Below are 13,751 nucleotides of genomic sequence, written 5' to 3' on the forward strand. Positions count from 1 at the left end.
ATCAGGCACCTTTGGCAGATTGTTTTATACTGGGTAAATTTACCTGCCATTGCTGCGGCCATGTTTTATTGTTATCAAAACGGATATATCCGTTACCTGTCAGCCCGCCCTTAAGCAGTCCACTGTATTTCAATGCAATCTCAGGCGGAATTTTTAGCTTAACCTTATACATCAGCTTTTGCCGTTCATTCTGAGTTTCTACAAATTTAGGCGTAAACTGAGCATTGGAATCAATAAAATCCACCTTAGCCGGCCAGACTGCATTCATTCCGTCCAGAATAATCCTTGCTTCATCCCCAAGCTTTAATTTACCGATAGTATCTGTGGGTAAATACACCGACAGCGTTACATCAGATGGATCAAGTAATGACACAACTTTATTACCTTCACCCAGTACATTACCGGCCTCGGCAATACGATACTCTACACGCCCGGCTTTAGGCGCACGTATCAGCATATCGTTATTAGCAGAAGAAGTAGCATTAATCTGAGCCTGAGCCTGTTGTACTGCTGCCAGAGCTTCAGCGCGGGCTGCCTGAGCAGATTTAACTCTGGCTATTGCAGCATCACGTTCAGCCAGTCTCCGGCGTAATTCAGGTGAGGATACCAGCTCATCTGATTTAAGCTGACGCGCATTATCCAAATCCATCTGAGCAACCTTATGTATCTGCTGCTGAGCGGCAATTTCTGCTTCTGCTTTAGAGACATTTTCCTGTGCACGCTGTTTATCTGCACGGGCAGCATCCAGCCTGCTACTGGTCTGATCAGATGAAAGCTCAGCTAGAACCTGATCTTTAGCAACTACATCACCTTCATCCACTTTCATCTCAATGACACGACCAGCATATAAAGTAGCCACATCCAGCCGCTTGAGTTCCATACGGCCATTACCGCCGGCAAAACCATCAGGTAAATCAGTATGGCTGCGCATATTAATCCACACCGCCAGTCCGGCTAATACCAGTACCACCAACACAAACAACAGTTTTTTTGTTTTCATTTATTTTTCCCTGAACAAACTGTTTTATTGGTTCCGCATCACGAAACTCGCCATATCCTGCTCACACAATTTAACACATAAAATATCCATTCATTTCATCAATAACAATAGTTTACTATTACTGTTACATATTTGCGAAAATTACGCCAAGCAAATTCTGAGTGCTAAACAACTAATTGCCACTTGTCAGCATTCTGTTTTTTTCTGACAATCAGAATACTGTTTTCAAGGAATTCGGATATGATTATCGTAATGCAGTGTCAGGCAACCGAAACACAGATCAGCAATGTCATCAGTTTTATCCGTGGACGCGGATTGCACGAACATTTATCCCGTGGCGCAGAACGCACCATCATCGGAGCTGTTGGTGATGAAAGAGTCTTCGAACCACGCGAACTAGAAGCACTTGCCGGCGTTGAAAAAGCCATGCGCATACTACAGGACTGGCGCATCATCAGTCGTGAAAGTCAGCCCGAGGATACAGTTATCACCGTACGAGGACAGAACTTTGGCGGCAACCATTTTCATATAGTCGACAGCATGAGCGGCACCCGGCTTCCGGAAAGAGCTAATGTCTTTATCGATCCTTTTTATCAGGCATTTTCACCTTATTCGACAGTGCCGCAAACCAATATCTGCATGCAACAACAGATTAAGCAGGCACATGCAGCCAACAAGCCCGTCTGGCTGCGTATCAGGGATGTGCGCCAGCTAGAACCAGCTTTACAGGCAGAAGCAGATATTATTTATCTGGGCGGAGAATTAATGTCTAATCGCACCCTCCTTAACGAAGTAGGCTGTCTGAATATTCCGGTTGTACTCTGCAAAGACAAACATCATCAGGTAGATGAATGGCTGATTGCAGCTGAGCATATTGCCTTAAAAGGCAATCATCATCTGATGCTGGGTGAAGCAGGCACATTAAGTCTGGAGCGAAACGCTCCTTACCGCCTTGATGTAGAAGCCATTGTTAAAGCCAGACAGATTACTCATTTGCCCATTGTGGCCAATATTTCCCGCCTCGCTCATGCCTATATGGACAGTGCAACACTTATGCAACTGGCACAAGCTGCAGGTGCTCATATTGTCATACATTAACTGGACAATAAGTCCAAAATCAATAATTTTATAAAAACATATATTATTTATAAATTTAGACAAATTTAATCATTTGCAACGTTAAATTTGTCTAAAACAAGTATAATATTGCGCAAAATATAAAATTTTTAGCATAAAATAAATTAATATAATCATATAACTAGCATTCTTTTCAAAATTAGCGCTTGCTTAACATCTATACCTGTTTTATCGTAAACACTCATTTAGCTAACCCAAACCTGCTATTCCGACTACCGGATGCAGAGCCAACAGATCATCACAATAAGTATATTCGCGTACCCTAAACCGCCGTTTACACTTATTAATCTTACCGGATGAAGATGCATTGGCAATGTATCAGTCGGACTACTAGAACATAAGAGGTTGATATGCAACTTTCAGGTGCACAAATACTCGTGCAGAGTCTTAAAGCCGAGAATGTAGAATATGTTTTCGGATATCCCGGCGGAGCAGTTCTCGAAATCTACGACGCCATCTTTCAATTAAAAAAATTCCGCCACATACTAGTCCGTCATGAGCAGGCTGCAGTTCATGCTGCTGATGCATACTCACGCGCCAGCAACGGAGAAAAAATCGGAGTCGCCCTGGTAACATCAGGTCCGGGTGCTACCAATGCCATAACCGGCATAGCCACCGCCAATTCCGATTCTGTCCCGCTCGTGGTCATATCCGGTCAGGTTGGCTCACCTGCTATCGGTACTGATGCCTTTCAGGAAGTCGATACTGTCGGCATTAGCCGCCCGTGTGTAAAACATAATTTTCTGGTTACCCACGTAAGTGAGCTGGCAGAAACAGTTAAAAAAGCCTTTCAAATTGCGCGCACCGGCCGACCCGGTGTGGTAGTGATTGATGTACCTAAAGATGTGACCCAGGCAATGGCGAAATTCAGCTACCCGCAGGAAGACATCAATATCCGCTCCTACCAGCCCGTTACGCAGGGACATACAGGTCAGATAAAAAAAGCAGCACAAGTGATGGCTGCAGCTAAACGACCAATTGTACTGTACGGCGGAGGCGTAATCCTGGGTAATGCCAGCAACATCCTTACCGATTTTATTCAGTCTACCGGTACACCCTGTGTCTCTACCCTGATGGGATTAGGCGCATTTCCTGCCACCAACCGTCAATTTCTTGGCATGGTAGGTATGCATGGCAGCTACGAAGCTAATATTGCTTTACAAAATGCCGATGTAGTACTTGCTGTCGGTGCCCGTTTTGATGATCGTGTTATTTCCGTACCCGATAAATTCACTGACGATGGCAAAAAAATCATCCATATTGATATCGACCCGTCCAGCATTGCCAAACGCGTAAAAGTAGACGTACCCATTGTTGGTGATGTTAAAAACGTTCTGGCTGATTTACTAGCCCTGTGGCAGAAGCAGAATCTGAACTTTAACAGTAATGCACTGGACAGATGGTGGAAAAACATCGAAAACTGGCGCAGCCGTGACAGCATCTGGTTTGAAAGTTCAGATGAAATTATCAAACCTCAGCAAGTAATCCAGACACTGGCAAAACTGACCGACAACAATGCCCTCATCACATCGGATGTTGGCCAGCACCAGATGTTTACAGCACAGTACTATCCATTCATACGCCCACGCCAGTGGCTAAACTCCGGCGGGCTGGGCACAATGGGCGTTGGACTACCTTATGCTATGGGTGCCAAACTGGCTAAACCGGAAGAAGACGTATTCTGTATTACCGGTGAAGGTTCTATACAAATGAATATCCAGGAACTTTCCACCTGTTATCAGTATCGTCTGCCGATTAAAGTGATCAATCTTAATAACGGCTTCCTTGGCATGGTTCGTCAGTGGCAGGAACTCTATTATGACAACCGCTATTCTGAAACCTATATGGAATCATTGCCTGACTTTGTCAAACTGGCTGAAGCCTACGGGCATGTTGGCATCAGAGTGGAAAAAGCAGCCGACATCGAAGGTGCACTGAAAGAAGCCATTGCACTCAAAGACAGACTGGTATTCATGGATTTCATTACCGACCGTACTCAAAATGTCTATCCCATGGTAGGCAATGGTAAAGGTCTGGATGAAATGGTATTACCGCCACATATGAGAGAAGAATAGCCGGAGCACATCATGAGACACATTTTATCTATTCTGATGGAAAATCAGGCCGGAGCCATGAGCCGTATTGTTGGTCTGTTTTCAGCCCGTGCTTACAATATCGATTCCCTGTCCGTATCTCCAACAGAAGACAAAACCCTGTCACGAATGACAATTGTCACCAGCGGCGATAACAAAGTAATGGAACAGATAACCAAGCAGCTTAATAAACTGATAGAAGTTATCAAAGTTATCGATCTGAACGATAGCAACTACGTTGAACGTGAATTAATGCTGGTTAAGCTGCGTGCTACCGGCAAGGATCGCGATGAAATACTGCGTCTGACCGATATCTTCCGCGGACACATCATTGATGTAACCGACAAAACCTATACAGTGGAAATCACCGGCACCAGCAGCAAACTAGATGCCTTTCTGGATACCGTGGGCAAAACCCTTATTCTGGAAACCGTACGTACCGGTGCAGCAGGCATAGGTCGCGGCGAACGCATGTTACGTATTTAAGCCGGACATTTTTAAAGCATTATCCGACCTAAAAACATATTAAAACCCTGATTTTAAAATCAACACATTAAATTGAAGGAATAGCAATGCAAGTTTATTACGATAAAGACGCAGATCTCTCATTAATCAAAGGCAAAACCGTAGCCATCATCGGTTATGGCTCACAAGGTCATGCTCACGCTGCCAACCTGAAAGATTCAGGTGTAAACGTAATCGTCGGGCTGCGCAAAAGCGGTAATTCCTGGCATAAAGCAGTAAATGCCGGTCATGACGTACGGGAAGTTGCAGAAGCCACAAAAGCGGCCGACGTAGTGATGATTCTGACACCTGACGAATTTCAGCCGGCAGTTTATCAGAATGAAATCGCGCCTAATCTGAAAGACAATGCCACAGTAGCTTTTGCTCATGGTTTTAATATTCATTACAACCAGATTATTCCGGCCAAAAATCTTGACGTAGTGATGATTGCACCCAAAGGCCCTGGTCACACGGTACGCAGTGAATTCCTGAAAGGCGGTGGTGTGCCCAGCCTGATTGCAGTACATCAGGATGCAACCGGTCGTGCCCGCGACATCGCTTTATCCTATGCTGCCGCCAATGGCGGTACCAAAGGCGGCGTGATTCAGACAACCTTCAAAGAAGAAACTGAAACCGACCTCTTCGGCGAACAGGCCGTATTGTGCGGCGGGCTGGTTGAATTAATCAAAACCGGTTTTGAAACACTGGTAGAAGCAGGCTATGCTCCGGAAATGGCTTATTTTGAATGTTTGCACGAAATGAAACTGATTGTAGATTTAATCTACGAAGGCGGTATTGCAAACATGAACTACTCCATTTCCAATAATGCCGAATACGGCGAATACTTCACCGGCCCGCAAGTCGTAAATGAACATTCACGTCAGGCTATGCGCGAGGCATTAAAACGCATTCAGAATGGTGACTATGCCAAATCATTTATCGTAGAAGGTGCAACCAACTATCCGTCAATGACTGCCCGCCGTCGTCAGAATGCTGATCATCCGATCGAAATCATTGGCAACCAGTTACGCAGCATGATGCCATGGATTGCCAAAAACAAACTGGTTGATCAGGATAAAAACTAATATAGCTGCTTAAGTCTGTTTGTAACAAAGCAAAAAGCTTGTGTATGCATTTTCATATACAAGCTTTTTTTAAACCCCGAATTCAAGAAAGAATATGACTACTCCACCCGCTCCGCAGTCTGAATCTGCAAACAAAATTACTCAGAACTCCCCTACCAAAGTAGCGATTGCCAGCCTCGTAGGTACAGCCGTAGAGTTTTACGACTTCTACATATACGGGCTTGCTGCTGCACTCGTATTAAGCGACCTGTTTTTTCCAACCAAGGATCGGGCAATTGCCATCATGTCCTCATTTCTTACTTTTGGAATAGCCTTTGTTGCCCGCCCTATTGGTGCTGGATTATTCGGACATTTTGGCGATAAAGTTGGCCGTAAAACCACCCTGATAGCATCATTACTGATAATGGGTATCAGTACAACCCTGATCGGTGTTCTGCCGACATATCAGCAGGCAGGTATTATTGCACCGGTTTGTTTATGCGTCCTGCGCTTTTGTCAGGGTCTTGGCTTAGGTGGTGAATGGGGCGGAGCCGCTTTACTGGCTACCGAAAATGCGCCCAGAGGTAAACGTGCTCTTTTTGCTATGTTTCCGCAAATTGGGCCTCCTATCGGATTCATTACTGCCAGCCTGATTTTCATTGTTTTATCCAAAAATCTTGATAATGCACAAATGATGTCGTGGGGCTGGCGTATCCCATTTTTACTGAGCATTGTTCTGGTTGGTCTGGGTATGTATGTTCGCATGTCCATTATTGAAAGTAATGCTTTTCGTACCATGGTTGCCAGACAGAGTGCTGTAAAAATCCCTCTGACTGACACTGTACGCAAACATTACAATCAGCTTTTTTTAGGCTCTTTGGCCGCCACGTCGTGCTTTACCCTGTTCTTTTTAACAACCGTATTTTCTTTACAATATGCTACTACAAAGCATGAGTGGCAAAGTACAGCATTATTTAATAAAATTGAGTATTTATCCATTCTCATGGGTGCCATTGTATTTATGGCAGTCGGTTCCCCGATATCTGCATGGCTTTCAGACAGAATCGGCCGTCGCCCGGTATTTCTTATAGGTGGTATAGCCACAATCATAATCGGTTTCTTTTTTGGTGACTTAATCAATTCTTCCAGTGCCATTACAGCTGCCATTTTCTTATCCTCTGCTCTGTTTATAATGGGTATCTTGTGGACACCTTTAGCGGCTTTCTTACCTGAAATATTCCCTACCAACGTAAGATATACCGGTGCAGCTATCTCCTTTAGCTTTGGCGGTATTCTGGGCGGATCACTGACCCCGTTTGCTGCCGCATGGATGGTTGAAACATATGGTTTACAGGGTACAGTATATATAGGCTGGTTTCTGATTGCCGCCTGTATACTGAGTATGATTGCAGTACTACTGCTACCAGAAACACATAAACAGGAAATTGAAAATTAAAGCAGATAAAAAACCGATTTAACCAATCGGTTTTTTAATTTTTGCAGTTAATTCACATTATTATTACTTCAATCTCTTTTCATAATAAATCTTTCTGCTAAAATAGACACAAAAATATTATGTAGCAGATATCTAAAATGAGCATTATCAACAATAAAAAAGCATTTCACGATTACTTTATCGAAGAACAGATAGAAGCCGGAATTGTTCTTGAAGGCTGGGAAGTAAAGGCTATTCGTGCAGGACGAGTTCAAATCAAAGAAAGCTATATTCAATGGAAAAAAGGTGCTTTTTACCTGATTGGCAGTCATATTACTGCACTACCCACTGCATCCAATCATGTAAAACCCGACCCGGTACGACAGCGAAAACTATTACTGAAACAATCAGAAATCAACAAACTGATAGGCAAAGTAGAACGCAGTGGTTATACCCTTGTGCCTGTTAACATGCATTACAGCCATGGTTATGTAAAAATCGATATGGGATTGGCCAAAGGTAAAAAACAGCATGACAAGCGCCAAAGCAGTAAAGAAAAAGACTGGAATCGTGAAAAACAACGCCTGCTTAAACAAACACGCTAAATCCTGGCAAATATTAATAATAAAACGGGAAATTAAATTCATTAATTTCCCGTATAAATAAAAAAATTAAACTAATTAAAGCATCTCTTTTTATCTGGTAAAATAATACAGCTAATAAACTCCAGAAAATCACATTTCATATAAACCAAATCAAATTAATCATAATCTATTATTAAATCAGTATTTTATAAATCATCCTTTAACATCCATTCTCAATATAATAAATAGTTAAATTTAACTAGACATAAAAAAGTTAAATTATGTTAAACTTGTATTACTGTATCAATACAGGCAAGCATTATTAACAATACAGGGTGTGTAATGATGAAGAAAATCGGTCTGCTATCAATAATTTTATTGCTAAACGGCTGTATGACATTAAACGGAGATTACCGTCTCGTTGCATTGGATGAAAATGGTAACGACCTGGCACCTAAAGTACAAATGCTGGCTCACGGAACAGGAATTTATCGCTCAAAAATTGTACTATGTAAGGCATTTCCTAAAGCCACAGTCCGGATTTACGACACCAGGACAAATGAAGAACTAAAAGGAAAAAGTCCGCGAAAATGCCGGTAAACATGAATTATTAAATAAATATTTTATTTACCATCAGACTCCATACTTAATTTAAGAAAACTGTTTATTCAAATTTTATGAATGGCCGACCACAAGATTTTAAAATCATGCATGAATGGTATTGTTGTTCAAGAGCCTATGCATTTATTTATTTATATTTTGGATCTGTAGGTGCTTATATTTGTTTTTTGTACCTAATGAATATATTATTTAAATGTCCAAACTTTAGCATAATAACAGTTTTACTTGCAGCAATTAGTACACTTTTTTTATGGAAACTCTTTAAAACTAAAAGAAATAATATTAAACAGGTTTACTTCACATCAAAAGACATTTATATAGAAGGTAAAAAAATTGATATATCTTATCTTGAATCTGTTACATTGATTGAACAACCATACCCTAGTTTAAATAAAGCTCTATTTACGTTCTGCATAAAATTTACCAAAAACCCAGTAATTAAAGATGATGTATATTTTTACATGGCATTTGGTAATAGGCTATTTGAATGGAATGAAGATTATGACTATCAAAACCGCTTTATTACTATTCTGGAAACTATAGCAAAAGAACGAAGAGAGCTACTAAAAAATTCTGGTAAAGCATCTTATATATCTGAATGACAAGTTATTCATGCTGGTAGAATCTGAATAAGGAAAATAATATCTACCAACATATTTTTATTTAAAAATCAAATCACATAATCACTTTACTCATTGTATCTAATCACATAAAAACCGCTCCTGTGCACTTTAAATCACATTGAATTTTATAATTTCACCAGACAAAAAAGTTAAATTATGTTAAAATAGTATTGCTACATCAATATATGCAAACACCATTACTAACATTCCATACCTAATTTAAAAAACTGTATATTCAAATTTTATGAATGACCGATCCCAATATTTAAAAATCATGAAAGAATGGCATTGTTGTTCAAGATATCATGCATTTATTCATTTGTATTTTGGAGCTACGGGTGCTTATATTTGCCTTATGTACCTATTAAATATAATATTAAAAGATCAACAGTTAAATATATTATTTGAAGATCAGATTTTAAACACATTAATAGCTTTACTTGCAGCAATAAGTACTTTTTTTTTCTGGAAACTTTTTAAAACTAAAAGAAAAAAAATTAAACAGGTTTATTTCACACCAAAAGCAATTTATATAGAAAACAAAAAAATAGATATATCTTATCTTAAATCAATTACATTTATTAAACTTAAATACCCAACTTATAATAGAGGGTCTACATTTAAGTTCTGCATAAGATTTACTGAAAACCGGGTAATTAAAGAAGATATATATTTTTACATGGAATTCCGTAAGCCATTTCGATGGAAGTATCAGGATTATAATTTTGAAGACTGTTTCATCACTATTCTGGAAACTTTAGCAAAAGAAAGAAGAGAGTTACTAAAAGATTCCTGTAAAGCAATCTAATTTTACTGAAAAATAAGTTATTCATGCTGGTAGAACCTGAATAAGAAAAATAATATCCACCAACATATTTTTAACTTAAAAATCAAGTCATATTAATTTACTTATTGCATCAAACCACATAAAAACCGCTCCTATACACTTTAAATCACATTGAATTTAATAATTTAACCAGATACAAAAGTTAAATTGTGTTAAAATTATATAGCTCTATCAATAAAAGCAAGCACTACTAACATTCCATACCTAATTTAAGAAAACTGAGTACTTAAATTTTATGAATGACCGATCCAGATATTTACAAATCATGCAAGAATGGCATTGTTGCTCAAATGATTATGCATATATTTATTTGTTTTTTACAGCTTTAAGTGCTTATGTTTGTTTTATATATCTATCAAATATATCATTTAAAGATCAAGATTTTTTTATCATATCAATAGCTTTATTTGCAGCAGTAGTGACTTTTATTTTCTGGATACTCTATAAAACTCAAAGAAAAAATATTAAACAAATTAATTTCTCATTAAAAGCAATTTATATAGAAGAAAAAAGAATAGACATCTGTTATCTTAAATCAATTACATTTATTAATCATGTATACTCTCCATATAAAGGGACTACATGTAAATTCTGCATAAAATTTACTGAAAATCCAATAATTAAAGAAGAAATATATTTTTACATGGCATTTGTTAAATCATTTCGACGAAGATATCAGTATTATAACTTTGAAGACCGTTTTATCACTATACTGGAAACTTTAGCAAAAGAAAGAAGAGAGTTACTAAAAGATTCTGGTAAAGCAATCTAATATTTCTGAATAATAAATTATTCATGCTGGTAGAATATGAATAAGAAAAAAAATATCCACCAACATATTTTACTTAAAAATCAAACCACTTTATCTATTGCATCAAACTTTATAAAAATCTATCCTGTAAATTTTAAATCATGCAGAATCCAAGAAAGAGATTTTATGAATGACCAAGCACAAAATTTAAAAGTCATGCAAGAATGGAGAAGTGAATCTAAAAAATTTACCTCTAATAAACTTTTTGCACATATTAATTATTTCGTTTACTTTATTTATTTTTGTGCTTATTTGATTCCTTTCGTCTTTGGGCAATACTTTTGGTTTTGGTCAACAATTCTTCTATTTATAGTAATCCCTGCAGTTATTAAATTCAAAAATACTAATGAATTAATTAAAAAGGTTCTTTTCACACCAGATGCAATCTATGTAGAAAATGAAAAAATAGATATATCTTATCTGGAATCTATTGTATTTGTTCAGCATATAATCAAACCTAATGCATTAATCTCCAGCGAAAATTATCCTGACAATATAAAAGCCTTTGAATTTGTTATGACATTTAATAAAAACTCAAACATAAAAGAAGATATACACTTTTATATACAATTTAGTGACGGAATTGTAGAAAATATCGCTGATTACGATTATCAAAACAACTTTATCAATATTCTGAAATCTTTTGCAAAAGAAAAAAGAGAATCATTAAAATGTGTGAGTACAGCAATATAACCACTAATATTCTGAGCAGATAACCTAACATACAATCACATATCAATTTATTAAATATCTTTATCCAAATCTGATGTCTGGTTTTCAAAAACTGTTTTTTCCAGAACAAAGCACTTGCAGAAATAAAACCGGAAAAGTGTTAAAATAACTGGCTTCATACATAAAACCTGTCAAGAGCCTAGCATGAATCAGGATAAAATATTAATTCTCGATTTTGGTTCACAAGTAACCCAGCTTATCGCCCGGCGCGTACGTGAAGCTCATGTTTATTGTGAATTACATTCATTTGACATGCCTATTGAAGATATCAAGGCATTCGCCCCTAAAGGCATTATCCTGTCCGGTGGTCCCAATTCAGTTTATGAATCAGACTATCAGGCTAACCCGGAAATTCTCAATCTCGGTATACCCATTCTTGGCATCTGTTATGGCATGCAATGGCTGGCACATACCATGGGCGGCGAAGTGAGCGGTGGAGATCAGCGCGAATTCGGTTATGCTCAGGTACATACAGAAGACAGCCAGTTTACCAATGGCATTTTTGATAACCAGCCTAACACACTGGATGTGTGGATGAGCCATGGCGATAAAGTAAGCAAACTGCCAGAAGGGTTTAAAAGTATCGGACATACACCAAGCTGTCCGTATGCCATCATTGAAAACCCGCACAAGCACTTTTACGGTGTTCAGTTCCATCCTGAAGTTACCCATACCAAACAGGGACGTGAACTAATCAACCGCTTTGTACTTGATATCTGTCAGGCCAAACCCAGCTGGACTATGCCTAACTATATCGAAGAAGCCATTATCAAAATTCGCGAACAGGTTGGTTCCGATGAAGTTATTCTTGGCCTTTCCGGCGGAGTAGATTCATCCGTAGCTGCTGCACTGATTCATCGCGCCATTGGCGACCAGCTCACCTGCGTTTTTGTAGATCATGGGCTGTTACGCTATCAGGAAGCGCAAATGGTCATGGATATGTTCGGCAAAAACCTTGGCGTCAATGTAATTCACGTTGATGCCTCTGCCGATTTTCTCGCCAAACTTGCCGGTGAAACCGATCCTGAACGTAAACGTAAAATCATCGGAGCCGAATTTGTCGAAGTCTTTCAGCAAGAAGCCGGCAAACGCCAAAATGCAAAATGGCTGGCACAAGGTACCATCTACCCTGATGTAATCGAAAGCGCCGGTGCTAAAACCAAAAAAGCACATGCTATTAAAAGCCACCATAATGTAGGCGGCCTGCCTGAAACACTTAATCTGCAATTGCTGGAACCACTGCGCGATTTGTTCAAAGATGAAGTACGCGAACTGGGTGTTGCGCTGGGATTACCACGTGATATGGTTTACCGTCACCCCTTCCCCGGTCCGGGTCTGGGTGTGCGAATTCTGGGTGAGGTAAAACGCGAATACGCCGATTTACTGCGCCGTGCTGACCATATATTCATTGAAGAGTTGCGTAATACCTGCGACGAAGACGGTGTATCCTGGTATGATAAAACCAGCCAGGCTTTTGCTGTATTCCTGCCAGTAAAATCCGTAGGTGTAATGGGAGACGGCCGCACCTATGAATACGTAGTAGCCCTGCGAGCAGTAATTACCAGCGATTTCATGACAGCACACTGGGCCCACCTCCCCTACGACCTGCTCGGCCGTGTTTCCAATCGCATCATCAATGAAGTACGCGGCATTAACCGTGTCGTTTATGATGTCAGCGGTAAACCGCCAGCCACTATTGAGTGGGAATAGAAATTTAGTTTTTATTAACTCCTAATATTCTTTCTTAAAACCAGTTATATCGATTAGATTAGCTGGTTTTTCTATTTATTAAAGCTTGGTAATATCCACTACTATTTTTTATCGTAAAATAAAAGGTAAAGCTTAATATATTCAGAGAATGCCGACAATTCTATGTCAGTGCCTTTGTTCAAGTGAAAAAATTAGATAATAAATATTAGTAAAGGACTTTGTGTAAGCTTAATCCCTTTGCTTGTTGTTTTTTTTTCTAATTATTAGCTAAGTTTTAGACTTGCGCTAACCTACCACATTAATTTGAAACGAATAACACTCGTCCAAGTTGACGTACTTTATCAACATCTTTTAAAGCCTATGGGTCACTCAAACTATTAGAGATTTAACTTGGCTTTGACAGGCTGCAATTAAGCAAAACAAGTTTCTTAAGTGTAAATACCCCATTGTTAGCACACAAACCAAGTAGAAAATCATGCTATTTGTTTCATGTTTCTATATTCAATTGGTGTCATATTATTTAATGCTTCATGCGGTCTTTCTGTGTTATATATTTCTAACCATTCTTCCGTTATTTTTCTTGCTTGTTC

Annotated in this window: 14 protein-coding genes; 12 read left to right on the top strand and 2 right to left on the bottom strand. The window is 39.0% G+C overall.

Annotated features, from left to right (window positions below; all coding sequences use genetic code 11):
- Window position 1: 1 nt before the first annotated feature.
- Entirely contained in the window at window positions 2-1,000 is a 999-nt protein-coding gene (locus tag GYX91_RS05690; RefSeq protein WP_100115707.1) for an HlyD family secretion protein, read from the bottom strand.
- A 240-nt stretch (window positions 1,001-1,240) separates the two neighbouring features.
- Between GYX91_RS05690 and GYX91_RS05695 the strand changes: the two genes are divergently transcribed.
- The 12 genes from GYX91_RS05695 to guaA all read left to right on the top strand — a co-directional run bounded on the left by GYX91_RS05695 (window position 1,241) and on the right by guaA (window position 13,161).
- Complete coding sequence (locus GYX91_RS05695) at window positions 1,241-2,098, top strand: chorismate mutase (RefSeq protein WP_174830159.1); 858 nt, start codon at window positions 1,241-1,243, stop codon at window positions 2,096-2,098.
- A gap of 389 nt (window positions 2,099-2,487) precedes the next feature.
- Window positions 2,488-4,212, top strand: a complete 1,725-nt coding sequence (gene ilvB, locus GYX91_RS05700) for a biosynthetic-type acetolactate synthase large subunit (RefSeq protein ID WP_078474874.1) — start codon at window positions 2,488-2,490, stop codon at window positions 4,210-4,212.
- A 12-nt stretch (window positions 4,213-4,224) separates the two neighbouring features.
- Window positions 4,225-4,716 carry an acetolactate synthase small subunit gene (ilvN, locus tag GYX91_RS05705; RefSeq protein ID WP_025331818.1) on the top strand — a complete coding sequence of 164 codons (492 nt, stop codon included), beginning with the start codon at window positions 4,225-4,227 and terminating at the stop codon, window positions 4,714-4,716.
- An 86-nt stretch (window positions 4,717-4,802) separates the two neighbouring features.
- Window positions 4,803-5,819 (top strand): ketol-acid reductoisomerase, encoded by a 1,017-nt coding sequence (gene ilvC, locus GYX91_RS05710; RefSeq protein WP_025330776.1) that lies wholly within the window; start codon window positions 4,803-4,805, stop codon window positions 5,817-5,819.
- A gap of 94 nt (window positions 5,820-5,913) precedes the next feature.
- Entirely contained in the window at window positions 5,914-7,254 is a 1,341-nt protein-coding gene (locus GYX91_RS05715) for an MFS transporter (protein ID WP_078474875.1), read from the top strand.
- 137 nt (window positions 7,255-7,391) lie between these two features.
- The gene (gene smpB / locus GYX91_RS05720) at window positions 7,392-7,838 is read left to right on the top strand and encodes an SsrA-binding protein SmpB (RefSeq protein WP_078474876.1); all 447 of its coding nucleotides are present in this window, start codon (window positions 7,392-7,394) and stop codon (window positions 7,836-7,838) included.
- Between the two features lie 321 nt (window positions 7,839-8,159).
- A complete protein-coding gene (locus GYX91_RS05725) occupies window positions 8,160-8,417 on the top strand; it encodes a hypothetical protein (protein WP_078474877.1) in 258 nt (85 codons plus the stop codon).
- A 107-nt stretch (window positions 8,418-8,524) separates the two neighbouring features.
- Window positions 8,525-9,040 (top strand): hypothetical protein, encoded by a 516-nt coding sequence (locus GYX91_RS05730; RefSeq protein WP_174830160.1) that lies wholly within the window; start codon window positions 8,525-8,527, stop codon window positions 9,038-9,040.
- A gap of 295 nt (window positions 9,041-9,335) precedes the next feature.
- Complete coding sequence (locus GYX91_RS05735; protein WP_174830161.1) at window positions 9,336-9,869, top strand: hypothetical protein; 534 nt, start codon at window positions 9,336-9,338, stop codon at window positions 9,867-9,869.
- Window positions 9,870-10,173: 304 nt separating this feature from the next.
- The gene (locus GYX91_RS05740; RefSeq protein WP_174830162.1) at window positions 10,174-10,680 is read left to right on the top strand and encodes a hypothetical protein; all 507 of its coding nucleotides are present in this window, start codon (window positions 10,174-10,176) and stop codon (window positions 10,678-10,680) included.
- Between the two features lie 36 nt (window positions 10,681-10,716).
- Entirely contained in the window at window positions 10,717-11,412 is a 696-nt protein-coding gene (locus GYX91_RS05745; RefSeq protein ID WP_174830163.1) for a hypothetical protein, read from the top strand.
- 183 nt (window positions 11,413-11,595) lie between these two features.
- The gene (gene guaA, locus GYX91_RS05750) at window positions 11,596-13,161 is read left to right on the top strand and encodes a glutamine-hydrolyzing GMP synthase (RefSeq protein ID WP_084551170.1); all 1,566 of its coding nucleotides are present in this window, start codon (window positions 11,596-11,598) and stop codon (window positions 13,159-13,161) included.
- Window positions 13,162-13,634: 473 nt separating this feature from the next.
- Here guaA and GYX91_RS05755 read toward each other — a convergent pair.
- Window positions 13,635-13,751, bottom strand: a 117-nt coding sequence (locus GYX91_RS05755; RefSeq protein ID WP_144340592.1) for an integrase core domain-containing protein, incomplete at its 5' end; no start/stop codon positions are given.

The sequence above is a fragment of the Snodgrassella sp. ESL0304 genome, assembly GCF_013344995.1.
GTDB classification, from domain to species: Bacteria; Pseudomonadota; Gammaproteobacteria; order Burkholderiales; family Neisseriaceae; genus Snodgrassella; species Snodgrassella alvi.